The sequence below is a fragment of the Mesorhizobium sp. M1B.F.Ca.ET.045.04.1.1 genome (assembly GCF_003952465.1).
In the GTDB taxonomy this organism is placed as follows: Bacteria; Pseudomonadota; Alphaproteobacteria; order Rhizobiales; family Rhizobiaceae; genus Mesorhizobium; species Mesorhizobium shonense.
Window position 1 is genome coordinate 1 of record NZ_CP034448.1, and the last position, 15,254, is coordinate 15,254.

Consider the following 15,254-nt stretch of genomic DNA (forward strand, 5'->3'; position numbering starts at 1 on the left):
CGCCACGCTGTCGATCGGCCGCGTCGGCAAAGTGACGCTCGACGACACCAACTCGGCTGCGATGGCTCCGCCCTTCCAGTTCGACAAGACCAACATCGAGAAGTTCTCCAAGATCTATTGATCCTGGTCGACTTCAAGCTCGTGCGGCGGGACAATTGTCCCGCCGCAACGTCAAACGGACCTTCTCTCAGGGCCTGATACGGATATGGACACGACAGCCCAGCGCAAAGCGGAGACGCAACAGCCCGAGCCTTCAGGCCCGGCCCCAAGCGCCAGCCCGCGCCTGAAGCTCTCCGGCATCTCCAAAAGTTTTCCGGGCGTGCGCGCGCTGCACAATGTCAGCCTGTCGCTCTACCCCGGCCAGGTGACGGCGCTGATCGGCGAGAACGGCGCCGGCAAGTCGACGCTGGTCAAGATCATGACCGGCATCTACCAGCCCGACACCGGCGAAATCAGCATCGACGGGCAGGCTACCACGCTGCCCAGCGCGCATGCCGCCTTCGGCCACGGCATCACCGCCATCCATCAGGAGACAGTGCTGTTCGACGACCTTTCGGTCGCCGAAAACATCTTCCTCGGCCACGCGCCGCGCACCCGCTTCGGCACTATCGACTGGCGCACCATGCGCAAAAATGCGCGCGAAGTGCTGGAGACGATGCGCGCCGGCCATATCGACGCCGACGCGCGGCTGAAGGACCTCGGCATCGCCAACAAGCACCTCGTTGCCGTCGCCCGCGCGATGTCGATCGATGCGCGCATCGTCATCATGGACGAGCCGACCGCCGCGCTGTCGATGAAGGAGATCGAGGAGCTATTCCTCCTGATCGAATTCCTGAAGAGCGAAGGCAAGGCGGTGCTGTTCATCAGTCACAAGTTCGACGAGATCTATCGCATCGCCGACCGCTACACCGTCTTCCGCGACGGCGAGATGGTGGGCGAGGGCCTGCTGAAAGACACCGGCCAGAACGAGATCGTGCGCATGATGGTCGGCCGCAACGTCGACCACATCTTCCCGCATCGTGAGCCGAAGATCGGCGCGCCGGTGCTGTCGGTCTCCGGTCTCTCTCATCCGACCGAGTTCGACGACATCGGCTTCGAGCTGCGCAAGGGCGAAATCCTCGGCTTCTACGGACTGGTCGGCGCCGGGCGCAGCGAGGTGATGCAGGCCATCGCCGGCATCACCCGCACCAGCAGAGGCGACATCTCGCTGGACGGCAACGCGATCGCGCCGAAATCGGCCGCGGATTCGATCGAGGCCGGCATCGTCTACGTGCCGGAAGAGCGCGGCAAGCAGGGCGTGGTGATCGGCCTGCCGATCTTCCAGAATGTTTCGCTCCCTTCGCTCAGGAACACGTCGAAGTCTGGCGTGCTCAGGCTCGCGGAAGAATTCTCGCTCGCCCGCTCCTACACCGAGCGGCTCGACCTGCGCGCCTCATCGCTCAGCCAGGATGTCGGCACGCTTTCCGGCGGCAACCAGCAGAAGGTGGTCATCGCCAAGTGGCTGGCGACGACGCCCAAGGTGATCATTCTCGACGAGCCGACCAAGGGCATCGACATCGGCTCCAAGGCCGCCGTGCACGGCTTCATGGCCGAGCTGGTCGCGCAAGGCCTGTCGGTGATCATGGTCTCGTCGGAACTGCCGGAGATCCTCGGCATGTCGGACCGGGTCGTCGTCATGCGCGAAGGCCGCATTGCGGCCACCTACGACAACAAGGGCCTCGACGCTGAAACGCTGGTCAGGACGGCAGCGGGGATCGCGGCATGAAGAACTTCCTCAAATATCGCGAAATCTGGCTGCTCGCCGGCATCGTCGTGCTGATCGGGCTGATTTCGACGCGGTTTCCCGGCTTTGCCAATCCGGCCAATCTGCGCCAGGTGTTCAACGACACCTCGATCCTGATGATCCTGGCGCTGGGACAGATGGTGGTGATCCTGACGCGCTCGATCGACCTTTCGATGGCGTCCAATCTTTGCTTCACCGGCATGGTCGTCGCGATGCTCAACGCCGCATATCCTGCGATCCCGATCCCGGCGCTGATCGTGATTGCTTTAGCCATTGGGCTGGTGCTCGGCGCCATCAACGGCTTCCTGGTGTGGCGGCTGAACATCCCGTCGATCGTGGTGACGCTCGGCACCCTCACCATCTATCGCGGCGCGACCTTCGTCGTCTCCGGCGGCGCCTGGGTCAATGCCGACCAGATGAGCCCCGACTTCATCAACTTCCAGCGCGCCGCCTTCCTCGGCCTGCCTGTGCTGTCGTGGATCGCGCTGCTGGTGATCGCGCTGTTCTTCCTGGTGATGACGCGCACGCAGATCGGCCGCTCGATCCATGCCATCGGCGTCAACCCTACCGCGTCGGTCTATGCCGGCATCGATGTCGGCCGCACCAAATTCATCGTGTTCTGCATTTCCGGCATGATCGGCGGGCTCGCCGGCTATCTCTGGATCTCGCGCTATGTCATCGCCTCGGTCGAGGTCGCCAACGGCTATGAGCTCAACATCATCGCCGCCTGCGTCATCGGCGGCATCTCGATCGCCGGCGGTATCGGCTCGGTCGGCGGCGCGGTGCTCGGCGCGCTGTTCCTCGGCATCATCTCCAACGCGCTGCCGGTCATCAACATCTCGCCCTTCTGGCAGATGGCGATCTCGGGCAGCGCCATCATCCTGGCCGTGGTGCTCAACGCGCGCGGCGAGCGCCGGCAGGGCCGCATCATCCTCAGAAAGGCGGAAGCGGCATGACTGACACCCCTGCCCCGCGCCATATCCCCGACCGGCTCGACAAGCCGCTCTCCTCGGCGGTTTTCTCCTGGGAGGCGCTGCTCGTCGTCATCGCGGTCATCATCTTCGCGGTCAACAGCTTCGCCTCGCCCTATTTCCTCGATCCGTGGTCGCTGTCGGACCTGACCTTCAACTTCACCGAAAAGGGCCTGATCGCGCTCGCCATGGCGCTGCTGATCATCTCCGGCGAGATCGACCTCTCGGTCGCCGCGATCGTGGCGCTCGCCTCGACGATGATGGGCATGGCGGTGCAGGCCGGCGCCGGCACGCCGGTGCTCGTGGGGATCGGCATCGTGGTCGGGCTCGGCTGCGGCGCCTTCAACGGGCTGCTGGTCACCAGGCTCGGCCTGCCTTCCATCGTCGTCACCATCGGCACGATGAGCCTGTTCCGCGGCATCGCCTTCATCATCCTCGGCGACCAGGCCTATAAGGGCTATCCGGAGAGCTTCGCCTTCTTCGGCCAGGGCTATGTCTGGTGGGTTTTCTCGTTCGAGCTGGCGCTGTTCCTGGTCGCGGCGCTCGTCTACTGGTTCGTGCTCCACCGCACGAGCTTCGGCCGCAAGGTCTTTGCCATCGGCAACAACCCGGTCGCCTGCCAGTTCTCCGGCGTGCGCGTCGGCCGCATCAAGTTCATCCTGTTCTGCCTGACCGGACTGATGTCGGGCATCGCCTCGGTGCTGATCACCTCGCGGCTCGGCTCGACGCGGCCGTCGATCGCGCAAGGCTATGAGCTGGAGGCGATCACCATGGTGGTGCTTGGGGGTGTGTCGATCCTCGGCGGCGCCGGCAGCATTCTGGGCGTCGTGCTGGCCGCCTTCATCATGGGGCTGGTGACGTTCGGCCTCGGCCTGCTCAACGTTCCGGGCATCGTCATGTCGATCTTCATCGGCTTGCTGCTGATCATCGTGATCGCCCTGCCCATCGTGTGGCGGCGGCTGCGCGAAGGACGCTTCGCCTGATGGAGAAATACGCCTTCAAGATGAAGCTCAACCCCGGCATGAAGGCCGAATACAAGCGCCGCCATGACGAGATCTGGCCTGAGCTGGTTACTCTGTTGAAGCAGGCCGGCGTTTCCGATTATTCGATCCATCTCGACGAGGAGAGCAGCATCCTGTTCGGGGTGCTGTGGCGGCGTGACGATCACGGCATGGCCGACCTGCCGAAACACCCGGTGATGCAGCGCTGGTGGGTGCATATGGCCGACCTCATGGAGACCAAGCCCGACAACGAGCCGGTGGCGGTGCCGCTGGAAACAATGTTCCATATGGCATGATTGTCGCCGTCATCGACATCGGCAAGACCAACGCCAAGGTGGCGCTGGTCGACCTTGAGCGCATGGCCGAGGTGGTGCTGCGCCGCACGGCCAATGCCGTCGCCACGGATGGCCCCTACCCGCACCACGACGTCGAGGCACTGTGGGCCTTCATTCTCGAAAGCCTCTCCGACCTCCACCGCCAGCAGCCCATCGACGCTATTTCCATCACCACCCATGGCGCGACGGCGGTGCTGGTCGATGCCGAAGGCGGACTGGCGCTGCCGGTGATCGACTATGAATTCGCAGGGATCGACGAGCTGACGCAGGACTATGACACGATCCGCCCGCCGTTTGCCGAAACGGGCACGCCGCGCCTGCCGGCCGGCCTCAATATCGGCGCGCAGCTTTTCTGGCAGCAGCGGCGCTTTCCCGGCGAATTCGCCGGAGCGACGGCAATTCTTATGTATCCGCAATACTGGGCGCTACGGCTCACGGGCGTCGCCGCCAACGAGGTGACATCGCTCGGCTGCCACACCGATCTCTGGAATCCTTGGCAGGCCGACTACTCGTCGCTGGTCGACCCGATGGGCTGGCGCCGGCTGATGGCGCCGGTGCGGCCAGCGAAAGACCGGCTCGGGCCGATCCTGCCCGCACTCGCAGCGCAAACCGGGCTCGATCCGCAGACGCCGGTATTCTGCGGCCTGCACGATTCCAACGCCTCGCTGCTGCCGCATCTATTGTCCGACGCACCGCCCTTCTGCGTCGTTTCGACCGGCACATGGGTGGTGTCGATGGCCGTCGGCGGCAAGAAGGTAGATCTCGACCCGGCGCGCGACACGCTGGTCAATGTCAACGCGCTCGGCGATCCCGTGCCATCGGCGCGCTTCATGGGCGGGCGCGAGTTCTCGTTGCTGACCGATGGTCAGCCGCAGGAATGGAGCGATGACGATGTTGCCGCCGTGCTGGCGCAAAAAGCCTCGCTGTTGCCTTCCACCCAGCAGGGTTCTGGACCGTTCCCGCACCGCGCCGCGCAATGGCGCAATGCCGAGGCGTTGAGCCCCGGCCAGCGCTTCGCCGCCATCTCGTTCTATCTGGCGCTGATGACCGCGACCTGTCTCGAGCTGATCGGCGGCGACGGGCCGACGACGGTCGAAGGCCCTTTCGCGCAGAACCGGCTGTTCATCCGTATGCTGGCGGCAGCGACCGGGCGGCCGGTCATCGCGTCGGAGACTTCGACGGGGACCAGCATCGGCGCGGCATTGCTGGCCTCAGATGGTGCTACCGTGATGAGCAAGGGTGAGCGGACCGAGCCACCCGCAGATCCGGCTTGGCACGATTACGCGCGATCGTGGCAGCAAGCCATCGAGACGTAGTCAACGCGGTGGTGTTTGCCACAGCCTGACAGGTCGGCGCTGCCCCTCATCCGCCTGCCGGCACCTTCTCCCCGTATAGTGACGAGGAGAAGGAGTCTGGCTGTGGCGTTGGCGCCCTTTCTCCAACGCTGGAGATCGGCGAAATCCTTCGCGACATCGTCTTTCTCCCCGTCACTATACGGGGAGAAATGCCCGGCAGGGCAATGAGGGGCAGCGCCAGCATCAAGGATTGATTGAGTACCCACCGGACCGACGCTGTCGTCGACGGTTTCTGCACTCACCCCGCCGTCCCGTAAAGCAAACCCTGCGGATCGATCTCCGGCTCGCGGCCGGCGACGAGGTCGGCCAGGAATTTGCCGGAGCCGCAAGCCATGGTCCAGCCGAGATGGCCGTGTCCGGTGTCGAGATAGAGGTTGCGGTATTTCGCCTGGCCGAAGATAGGCACCGAGTTCGGCATCATCGGCCTGAGCCCCGCCCAAAGCAGCGCCTTCTTCTCGTCGAAAGCGCCCGGGAACAGGTCCTTGCCGGTGTTCAGGATCGAGTTGAAATCGCGCGGCTTGAAGCTGCGGTCGAAGCCGGTGAACTCGGCAGTCGAGGACATACGCAGCCGGTTTCCCAGCCTCGAATAGCCGATCAGCCGGTCCTCGTCGGCGCCGCCCATGGTCGGCCCCTTGTTTTCGTCCTCAAGCGGAACGGTCACGGTGTAGCCTTTCACCGGATAGACCGGCAGGTCGATGCCGTAGCGGCGGCCGAGCAGGCCGCTTTCCGGCCCCATGGAGATGACGACGGTGTCGCCGGTGATCGGACCAGCCGAGGTCATCACCGCACGCACCCGGTCGCCCGCGATGTCGAGGCCCTCGATTGTCGTGCCGAACAGGAATTTGACGCCGAGCCTGTCGGCCGCATAGGCGGCAAGCTTGTCGACGAATTGCTTGGAATCGCCGGTCTGATCGATGGGGGAATAGATGCCGCCGGCGATCTTGTCCTTGACGCCCGCGAGCCCCGGCTCCAACTCGGCCAGACGGTCGCGGCCGACGATCTCGATCGGCAGGCCGTGTTCGCCGAGATAGCGGTAGTTGTCGGTGCCGGTGTCGAGGCTTTTCTGCGAGCGGAAGAAGTAGAGGATGCCTTTCTTGCGCTCGTCGTAACGGATGCCGGTCGTATCCGACAGCGCATTGATGCAATCGCGCGAATAGAGCGCAAGCCTGAGCTTGATGTCGGTGTTGGCGCGCAGCCGCTTCACCGTACATTCGCGCAGGAAGCGCAGGCTCCAGGCATAAAAATAGGGATCGAGGCGCAACCTCACCTTGATGCCGAGATCGTGGTTCCAGAGCCCGCGGAGGAAGGTCTTCAGCGCCGCCGGCGAGGCCCAGGCGGTGGCGTCGCCCGGCGAGACCAGGCCGGCATTGGACTGACTGGTGCCGCGCGCCGCCGCTTCATGACGCTCGATCACCGTCACCTCATGGCCGTCGCTGGCCAGATAGTACGCCGCCGCCGTGCCAACGACGCCGGCCCCGAGCACCACAACCTTCATGCCGCCCCCTTGAGGATCGAACCGAACGGCACGCCTCCACGCGCCGTTTCGGAACCCTCAATAGCGCGTATCAACACCCCGGACGAGCCCTTGGCCCAACAGCTTGCTGTGTCAGCTCCGCGCCGAGTTCTTGCCGGTCAGGATGCGCTCCCAGGCCAGGGCATCCTTGACGATCTGATCGAGATCGTCGCGCTGCGGCGTCCAGCCGAATTCCTTGCGGGCAAGGTCGGAATTGGCGACCACCGCGGCGGCGTCGCCCGGCCGGCGGTCGCCCATGCGGACGTCGAAATCATGGCCGAAGGCGCGGCGCACGCTGTCGATCACTTCCAAAACCGAATAGCCGTGGCTGTAGCCGCAATTGGCGACGAGGCTCTCGCCGCCGTCGCGCAGCCGCTGCAGCGCCAGCCGGTGCGCCGCCGCAAGGTCGCTGACATGGATATAGTCGCGGATGCAGGTGCCGTCGGGCGTCGGGTAGTCGTTGCCGAAGACCTGCATGAACGGCCGCTTGCCGAGCGCGGTCTCGCAGGCGACCTTGATCAGATGCGTGGCGCCGGGCGTCGACTGGCCGGTGCGGCCCCTGGGATCGGCGCCGGCGACGTTGAAATAGCGCAGCGCCGTGTAGCGCATGTCATGCGCCATCGCCGCATCGCGCAGCATCCATTCGCTCATCAGCTTGGAGAGGCCATAAGGCGATTCCGGCGCCAGTCGCGCGTCCTCGCGCACCGGCTCCAGACCGGCGCCGCCATAGACCGCCGCAGTGGAAGAGAAGATGAAATGCGGCACGCCCTCGCGCACCGCGGTTTCGATCAGCGTGCGCGTCTTGCAGGTGTTGTTCTCATAGTAGCCAAGCGGATCGGCGACCGATTCCGGCACCACGATCGAGCCGGCGAAGTGGATGATGGCGTCGACCTTGTTGTCCCGGATGATCCGGCCGACCAGCTCGCGATCGGCGACGTCGCCGACGACGAGCTTCGCCTCGGGCGCCACCGCCCACTCGAAGCCGGTGGAAAGCCTGTCGAGCACGACGACGCCTTCGCCGGCGTCGAGAAGCTCCCAGACCATATGGCTGCCGATATAACCGGCGCCGCCCGTCACCAAAACCGTCATCATCTACCTCGCTGATCAAGATTTATCGGAAACTGTCTCAACAGCCACCGTGCTGGAAACCCCGCCGCAAGCCCGTTAAGCGCATGTCGTTCCCCCAGAGGCGCTGTGCACTTTTGGGCGATATGCATACGCCTCCCTATAATGTTAAGTCCGTAACAGTTCCTCCCGTCTGAGGCATCGTACTGAAACAAAACTGCATCAAACAGTCGGGAATAGGCCACGATCCGACATCGTTAGGAACAGGCCCGGGGCGTGGCATTTTGACCGGTGGGGCGCGGTGGACGCAGCATAGGCCAATGACTATGATCCGCCGCAAAATTGGGAAGCCGACATGAATTACCAGCGGTTCTTCGAAGATGCGATCGACCAGCTCCATGCCGAGCGGCGCTACCGCGTTTTCGCCGACCTCGAGCGCATCGTGGGCAAGTTTCCGCGCGCCATCTGGCGCGCCAACGGCCGCGCCCAGGAAATCACCGTCTGGTGCTCCAACGACTATCTCGGCATGGGCCAGAACGGAGACGTGATTACCGCCTTCCAGAACGCGGCCGGCAAGATGGGCTCGGGTGCCGGCGGCACCCGCAACATCTCCGGCACCTCCAATCCGCTGGTCGAGCTCGAGCATGAGCTCGCCGACCTGCACGACAAGGAAGCAGCGCTGGTCTTCACCTCCGGCTTCGTCTCCAACGAGGCCTCGATCTCGACCATTGCCAGGCTTTTGCCCAACTGCCTGGTGCTCTCGGACGAATTGAACCATGCCTCGATGATCGAGGGCGTGCGGCGCTCGGGCGCCGAGAAGAAGATCTTCCGCCACAACGACGTCGCGCATCTGGAAAGTCTTTTGCAGGCCGCCGGGCGCGAGCGCGCCAAGCTGATCGTCTTCGAAAGCGTCTATTCGATGGACGGCGACATCGCCCCGATCAAGCAGATCGTCGAGCTCGCCGAGCGCTACAACGCCATGACCTATATCGACGAGGTGCATGCTGTCGGCATGTACGGTGCGCGCGGCGGCGGCATCACCGAGCGCGAAGGGCTGGCCGACCGCATCGACATCATCGAAGGCACGCTTGCAAAAGCGTTCGGGACGCTCGGCGGCTACATCACCGGCACCAGCGCGGTCATCGACGCGGTGCGCTCCTATGCGCCGGGCTTCATCTTCACCACCGCGCTGCCGCCGGCGATCGCGGCCGCCGCCACCACCTCGATCCGGCATCTGAAGCGCTCGCAGGCCGAGCGCGACGCGCAGCAGCGCCAGGCGGCGCGCACCAAGCAAGTTCTGGCCGCGGCGGGCCTGCCGGTGATGGAATCGGCCACCCATATCGTGCCGGTGCTGGTCGGCGATCCCGAGCTCTGCAAGATGGCCAGCGACCGCCTGCTCGGCGTCCACGGCATCTACATCCAGCCGATCAACTACCCGACGGTGCCGCGCGGCACCGAGCGGCTGCGCATCACGCCGACGCCGTTCCATTCGGACGCGCTGATCGCCGAACTGCAGGACGCGCTGGTCGAGACCTGGGACGCGCTCGGCATTCCCTATGCCGCCTCCGGCCGGCCTGCGGTTGCCAAGAGCGACCGAATTATTCCGCTCTTGGTGCCGAAATCAGGCGGCTGAAGCCCGTTTGAAACTCTACTCCGACGGCCATCCGGTGCGAGTTTCAATTCGGGCTTCGTCGACGGCTCGGCTACACCGTCTTCATCCATTTCGCCAGGCGATGCGCCGCTTCCTCGAGCTGATCGAGGCGGCGGTGGAAGCATAGCCTGAGGAAGGCCTCGCCGCCGGGGCCGAAGGCCGTGCCGGGCGCAAGGCCGACATTGGCGTTGTCGACGATGTCGAAGGCGGCGGCGCGGGAATCGGTGATGCCGTCGACGGTGAAGAACAGGTAGAACGCGCCTTGCGGCACAGTGAAGCGCGCCTTGCCGCTGGCACCCAGGATATCGCACACGAGGTCGCGCGCGGCGCGTGCCCGCTCGACTTGGCTCTCGATGAAGCCGTCGCCCTCGTCGAGCGCGGCAACCGCGCCGCGCTGCATGAACTGCGCGACGCCCGAGGTCGAATACTGGATCAGGTTCTCGAACACCTGCTGCAAGGCCGGATGGGTCTTGATCCAGCCGACGCGCCAGCCGGTCATCGCCCAGTTCTTGGAGAAGCTGTTGACGAACAGGATGCGGTCCTCGTCCGTGGCGACGTCGAGGAAGGACGGCGCGCGGCCATGGCCGTAGTGGAACAGCGAATAGATCTCGTCGGCGATGATCCAGAGATTGCGGGCGCGGGCCAGATCGAGGATCGCTTGAAGAGTCTCCTTGTCGGCGGTCCAGCCGGTCGGGTTCGACGGCGTGTTGACGAACAGCGCCTTTGTCCACGGCGTGATGGCGGAGGCGATCTTGTCGACGTCGCAGGACCAGCCATTGCCGGACTGGTCGAGCGTGACCGCAACCGGGACGGCGCCGGCAACACCGGCGGCGGCAGCGAAATTCGGCCAGGCCGGCGACAGATAGATCACCTCGTCGCCGCTGCCTGCGATCGCGTCGACGGCCAGTTGGATGGCATGCATGCCGGAAGCGGTGACGATGAACTCTTCCTCGGCGATGCGCTTGCCGAAATGCCTGGCGTAATAGCGTGCGAGCGCCTGCCTGAGCTCGGGAATGCCCTTCTGCCAGGTGTAGAAGGTCTCGCCATTGGCGAGCCCGCGGGCGGCGGCATCGCTGATGAAGGAAGGCGTCGGCAGGTCGCCCTCGCCGGCCCAGAGCGGGATCAGGCCTTCACGCAGGCGGCCGTGGTTGACGACGGCGACAATGCCGCTTTCGGGTGCGGCGCGGGCTTCCGCACGCAAGGTCTGGATCAGGGTCATGCAGGAATCCGTCCGGTTTTCCATGACTGCTAACGTCTTTTACGACAGCCGCAAACAGAAAACCCCGGCCGTGAGCGACCGGGGTTTTGGTCCAGCGCGTCTGGCTTGAGATTACTTCTTGGCGAGCAGGTCGCGGATTTCGGTCAGAAGCTGGACATCCGCCGGCGGCGCGGCAGCGGCAGCGGGCTTCTCGCGCTCCAGCCGCTTGCGCAGATTGTTCACGGCCTTGACCATCAGGAAGATGATGAAGGCAAGGATCAGGAAGTTCAGCACCACGGTGATGAAGCTGCCATAGGCGAAAACGGCGCCCTCTTTCTTGGCGTCAGCCAACGCGGCCGAATGGACGTTCGAGGACAGCCCGAAGAAATAATTGTTGAAGTCCAGCCCGCCGAAGATCGCCCCGACGATCGGCATGATGATGTCGTTGACCAGCGAATCGACGATCTTGCCGAAGGCCGCGCCGATGATGACGCCGACGGCCAAGTCCATCACGTTTCCCCTGGAGATGAATTCCTGGAATTCTTTCAGCATTCGACCCTCCTTGCCATGACAGGCCGTGCCGCCGCCCCGGCTCGCCGGCGCCGGCCCAAATCCACCATAACAAAAACCCCCGGTTGCAAAACCGGAAAAAGGGCGAAGCCACCGGTTTGTGCTTAGCTGCGCCGTCAGGCACATGCGCCGAAAGCCGCGATGGACTTGGGCTCCAAGCTGTGGTTGCGTCTAGAGCGGCTGAGCGTTTAATGGAAACGCCGAGCCCTCTAAGTATTTGTTTCCTACGCAATTCCGACCGGAAACTTTTCCTGGAATTGCTTGGGGCGGACCGGATGGGAGACCGGCCAGGGAGGAAGTGCGAGCCGTGCAAGGCTGGTTCGTCGTCATCATCGCGATCGCCTATGTGACGCTGCTTTTCGCCATCGCCAGCGTCGGCGACCGGCGCTCGGCGGCCGCCGGGCCCGGCCGGGCGCGGCCCTTCATCTACGCGCTCAGCCTCGCCATCTACTGCACGTCCTGGACCTTCTTCGGCTCGGTAGGCCTTTCCTCCGAGCGCAGTCTTGAATTCCTCGGCATCTATACCGGCCCGGTGCTGGTCTTCGTGTTCGGCTTCCCGCTGCTCAACCGCATCGTGCGGCTGGCCAAGAGCGAGAAGATCACCTCGATCGCCGACTTTCTCGGCGCCCGCTACGGCAAGAGTTTCGTGGTCGCGGCGATCGCCACTCTGATCGCGACGATCGGCGCGGTGCCCTATATCGCGCTGCAGCTGAAGGCGATTTCGGGCTCGGTCAGCCTGATGATCGAGCACTATACCGGATCGCCGCCTTCGTTCGATCCGTTCGTCAGCGACATTTCACTGGTGGTCGCGATGCTGCTTGCGCTGTTTGCAGTGCTGTTCGGCACCCGCCACGCCGACGCCACCGAGCACCAGGACGGGCTGGTGCTGGCGGTGGCGGTGGAAACCGTGGTCAAGCTTGCCGCTTTCCTCGCCATCGGGCTGATGGTGACCTTCCTGATCTTCGGCGGCCCCGGCGACATGTTCGCGACGCTCGCGGCAAATGCCGAGGTGCGCCAGGCCATGGGCTACAACACCTCCTTGGCCACCTGGCTGGTGCTGACGAGCTTGAGCGGCTTTGCCATCCTGATGCTGCCGCGCCAGTTCTACGTCACCATCGTCGAGAACCGCAGCGAGGCCGAGCTGCGCACCGCGACCTGGGTGTTTCCGCTCTACCTCGTGGCGATCAACCTTTTCGTGCTGCCGATCGCCTTTGCCGGCCTGTCGCTGGTCGGCACCAGGACCAGCAGCGACCTCTACGTGCTATCGCTGCCGCTGTTCAGCGGCCACGATGTGCTCGCCATGGCCGCCTTCATCGGCGGCCTGTCGGCGGCGACCGCCATGGTCATCGTCGAGAGCGTCGCGCTGTCGATCATGATCTCCAACGACTTGGTCATCCCGCTGTTCGTGCGCCGGCTGCTCAAGACCCCCTCTTCGGACAATGAGGACTGGTCGACGCTGATCCTCAACGTGCGCCGCGCCTCGATCTTCATCATGCTGTTCATCGCCTTCCTCTACTATCGCGAGAGCACCAACAGCGCGCGGCTGTCCTCGATCGGGTTGATGTCGTTTGCCGCGATCGCGCAATTCGCGCCGGCGCTGATCGGCGGGCTGATCTGGCGCGGCGCCAATGGCCGGGGTGCGGCGCTCGGCATGGTCGCCGGCATTCTGGTGTGGGGCTATACGCTGCTGCTCCCCTCGCTCGTGGCTCCAGAGACCGATATCGTCGTCCACGGCCTGTTCGGCTTCGAGGCGCTCAGACCGCAGGCACTGTTCGGCACCGTCGGCGAGCCGCTGAACCACGGCGTGCTGTGGAGCCTGTCGATCAACGCGCTGTTCTTCGTGCTGGGATCGCTGTCCCGCGCTTCCGTGCCATTGGAGCGCATCCAGGCGGCGATCTTCGTGCCGCGCGAAGCCAGCCCGATGCCGAGCCTGCGCCGCTTCCGCACCGCCGTCACCGTCAATGATCTAAAGGACACGATCTCCCGCTATCTCGGCGTCGAGCGCACCGAGCGTTCCTTCCAATCCTTCGAGAAGAACGCGAGCGTCTCCCTGCATGGCAAGGAACAGGCCAGCATGGACGTCATCCGCTTCTCGGAACAACTGCTGGCGAGCGCCGTCGGCTCGTCCTCGGCGCGGCTGATCCTGTCGCTGCTGTTCCGCCGCAACGACCGCGACTCCAAGGATGCCTTCCGGCTGCTCGACGACGCCACCGAGGCGCTGCAGCACAATCGCGACCTGTTGCAGATCGCGCTCGACCAGATGGAGCAGGGCATCACCGTCTTCGACCGCGACTTCCGGCTGATCTGCTGGAACCGGCAATACAGGGCGCTGTTCGACCTGCCGGACGAGATGGGCCAAGTCGGCGTCTCGCTCGATCAGATCCTGCGCCACCTCGCCGAGCGCGGCGACATCCCCGCCGACCAGCGGATGACGATGCTCAACCGGCTGACCAGCTTCGTCAGCCCCTGGCAGATGGAGCTCAAGACCAGCGGACGGATCCTGGAGCTGCGCTCCAACCCGATGCCGGACGGCGGCATCGTCGCCACCTATGCCGACATTTCCGGCCGCGTCGAGCAGGACCTGGCGCTGAAGCGGGCGAACGAATCGCTGGAGCAGCGGGTCAGGACCCGCACCATCGAACTGACCCGCGTCAACGAGGAGCTGGCGCAGGCGCAGATGCTGGCCGAGGAAGCCAATCTCAGCAAGACGCGCTTCCTCGCCGCCGCCGGCCACGACATCCTGCAGCCGCTGAACGCCGCTAGGCTCTATTGCTCGTCTCTGATCGAGAAGGCCGGCAAGGGACCAGCCGGCAAGGCCGCGGTCAATATCGAATCGTCGCTGGAATCGGTCGAGACCATCCTCGGCGCGGTGCTCGACATCTCGCGGCTCGACGCCGGAGCGTTGAAGCCCGAGGACACCGCCTTCAGCCTCGGCGGACTGCTCAGCCAGATCGGCAACGATTTTCGCCCGCTTGCCGCCGAAAAGAAGCTGGGTCTCAAGATAATGCCGTCGTCGCTCGGCGTAATGACGGACCGTAACCTTCTGCGGCGGCTGGTCCAGAACCTCGTTTCCAACGCCATCAAATACACGCGCGAGGGCCGCATCCTGGTCGGCGTCAGAAGGCGCGGCGAGCTGGCGGAAATCCAGGTGATCGATACCGGGATCGGCATTGCCGGCGACAAACTGAACACCGTCTTCCACGAATTCACCCGGCTGGACGAAGGCGCGCGCGAGGCCGAAGGCCTCGGCCTCGGCCTATCCATCGTCGACCGCATCGCAAGGGTGCTCAGGCTCGAAATCCGCATCTTCTCCAATCCGGCCAAGGGCACCCGCTTTTCCGTCATCCTGCCGGTCGCGGCGGTCGCGACGCCGCCGCGTGAGGTTGGCAAAACGCCAGCGCGCGCGGCATCCTCGCTTGCCGGGCTCAATGTGCTCTGCATCGACAATGACGCTCGCATCCTCGATGGCATGCGGCTGCTGCTCGAAGGCTGGGGCTGCAGCGTCGAGACGGCTTCGGGAGCGGGAGACCTTTTGCGGCCCGGCGCGGTAAGGCCGGATGTCGTGCTTGCCGACTACCATCTCGACGGCACCACCGGGCTCGACGCGATTCACAGGCTGCGCGCCGCTTACGGCCAGGACCTGCCTTGTGTGTTGGTCACCGCCGACCGTTCCAGCGAGGTGCGCACCGCGGCAGGCAAGCTCGATATTCCGGTGGTCAACAAGCCGCTGAAGCCGGCCGTGCTGCGCTCGATGATGGCGCGCGTCAGGGCGCTGGCACCGGCGGCGGAATAGATCCAGGCCGGCCACGCCC

11 protein-coding genes are annotated in these 15,254 nt (G+C 64.6%); 7 read left to right on the forward strand and 4 right to left on the reverse strand.

Annotation, left to right across the window (positions count from 1 at the left end):
* The first annotated feature begins 205 nt into the window (after positions 1-205).
* The 5 genes from EJ071_RS00005 to EJ071_RS00025 are packed head-to-tail and all read left to right on the forward strand — an operon-like array spanning position 206 to position 5,406.
* A complete protein-coding gene (locus tag EJ071_RS00005; RefSeq protein WP_126096234.1) occupies positions 206-1,765 on the forward strand; it encodes a sugar ABC transporter ATP-binding protein in 1,560 nt (519 codons plus the stop codon).
* Entirely contained in the window at positions 1,762-2,739 is a 978-nt protein-coding gene (locus EJ071_RS00010; protein ID WP_126096235.1) for an ABC transporter permease, read from the forward strand. Before EJ071_RS00005 ends, EJ071_RS00010 begins: the two co-directional genes overlap by 4 nt.
* Positions 2,736-3,737, forward strand: coding sequence for an ABC transporter permease (locus EJ071_RS00015; RefSeq protein ID WP_126096236.1), 1,002 nt, complete (start codon positions 2,736-2,738; stop codon positions 3,735-3,737). Before EJ071_RS00010 ends, EJ071_RS00015 begins: the two co-directional genes overlap by 4 nt.
* Complete coding sequence (rhaM, locus tag EJ071_RS00020) at positions 3,737-4,051, forward strand: L-rhamnose mutarotase (protein WP_189521387.1); 315 nt, start codon at positions 3,737-3,739, stop codon at positions 4,049-4,051. The genes EJ071_RS00015 and rhaM overlap by 1 nt, the downstream gene beginning before the upstream one ends.
* The gene (locus EJ071_RS00025; RefSeq protein ID WP_126096237.1) at positions 4,048-5,406 is read left to right on the forward strand and encodes an FGGY-family carbohydrate kinase; all 1,359 of its coding nucleotides are present in this window, start codon (positions 4,048-4,050) and stop codon (positions 5,404-5,406) included. The genes rhaM and EJ071_RS00025 overlap by 4 nt, the downstream gene beginning before the upstream one ends.
* A gap of 277 nt (positions 5,407-5,683) precedes the next feature.
* Here the strand turns inward: EJ071_RS00025 and EJ071_RS00035 are convergent, their stop codons facing one another.
* Positions 5,684-6,940, reverse strand: coding sequence for a D-amino acid dehydrogenase (locus EJ071_RS00035; protein WP_126096238.1), 1,257 nt, complete (start codon positions 6,938-6,940; stop codon positions 5,684-5,686).
* 111 nt (positions 6,941-7,051) lie between these two features.
* Positions 7,052-8,047 carry a UDP-glucose 4-epimerase GalE gene (gene galE / locus EJ071_RS00040; protein ID WP_126102426.1) on the reverse strand — a complete coding sequence of 332 codons (996 nt, stop codon included), beginning with the start codon at positions 8,045-8,047 and terminating at the stop codon, positions 7,052-7,054.
* A gap of 331 nt (positions 8,048-8,378) precedes the next feature.
* Here galE and hemA point away from each other — a divergent pair, with 331 nt between their 5' ends.
* Entirely contained in the window at positions 8,379-9,656 is a 1,278-nt protein-coding gene (hemA, locus tag EJ071_RS00045) for a 5-aminolevulinate synthase (protein ID WP_126096239.1), read from the forward strand.
* Positions 9,657-9,726: 70 nt separating this feature from the next.
* Here the strand turns inward: hemA and EJ071_RS00050 are convergent, their stop codons facing one another.
* Positions 9,727-10,893 (reverse strand): pyridoxal phosphate-dependent aminotransferase, encoded by a 1,167-nt coding sequence (locus EJ071_RS00050; RefSeq protein WP_126096240.1) that lies wholly within the window; start codon positions 10,891-10,893, stop codon positions 9,727-9,729.
* A gap of 111 nt (positions 10,894-11,004) precedes the next feature.
* On the reverse strand, positions 11,005-11,424 hold the full coding sequence (gene mscL, locus EJ071_RS00055; protein WP_126096241.1) for a large conductance mechanosensitive channel protein MscL: 420 nt from the start codon (positions 11,422-11,424) through the stop codon (positions 11,005-11,007).
* A gap of 325 nt (positions 11,425-11,749) precedes the next feature.
* Between mscL and EJ071_RS00060 the strand changes: the two genes are divergently transcribed.
* Positions 11,750-15,235, forward strand: a complete 3,486-nt coding sequence (locus EJ071_RS00060; protein ID WP_126096242.1) for a PAS domain-containing hybrid sensor histidine kinase/response regulator — start codon at positions 11,750-11,752, stop codon at positions 15,233-15,235.
* The last annotated feature ends 19 nt before the right edge of the window (positions 15,236-15,254 follow it).

Bases quoted from the DNA above. Each gene is read 5' to 3' on its own strand.
- rhaM (WP_189521387.1), top strand. From the start codon at position 3,737: ATGGAGAAATACGCCTTCAAGATGAAGCTCAACCCCGGCATGAAGGCC.
- EJ071_RS00015 (WP_126096236.1), top strand. From the start codon at position 2,736: ATGACTGACACCCCTGCCCCGCGCCATATCCCCGACCGGCTCGACAAG.
- EJ071_RS00005 (WP_126096234.1), top strand. From the start codon at position 206: ATGGACACGACAGCCCAGCGCAAAGCGGAGACGCAACAGCCCGAGCCT.
- EJ071_RS00035 (WP_126096238.1), bottom strand. From the start codon at position 6,940: ATGAAGGTTGTGGTGCTCGGGGCCGGCGTCGTTGGCACGGCGGCGGCG.
- hemA (WP_126096239.1), top strand. From the start codon at position 8,379: ATGAATTACCAGCGGTTCTTCGAAGATGCGATCGACCAGCTCCATGCC.
- EJ071_RS00050 (WP_126096240.1), bottom strand. From the start codon at position 10,893: ATGACCCTGATCCAGACCTTGCGTGCGGAAGCCCGCGCCGCACCCGAA.
- EJ071_RS00010 (WP_126096235.1), top strand. From the start codon at position 1,762: ATGAAGAACTTCCTCAAATATCGCGAAATCTGGCTGCTCGCCGGCATC.
- EJ071_RS00025 (WP_126096237.1), top strand. From the start codon at position 4,048: ATGATTGTCGCCGTCATCGACATCGGCAAGACCAACGCCAAGGTGGCG.
- galE (WP_126102426.1), bottom strand. From the start codon at position 8,047: ATGACGGTTTTGGTGACGGGCGGCGCCGGTTATATCGGCAGCCATATG.
- mscL (WP_126096241.1), bottom strand. From the start codon at position 11,424: ATGCTGAAAGAATTCCAGGAATTCATCTCCAGGGGAAACGTGATGGAC.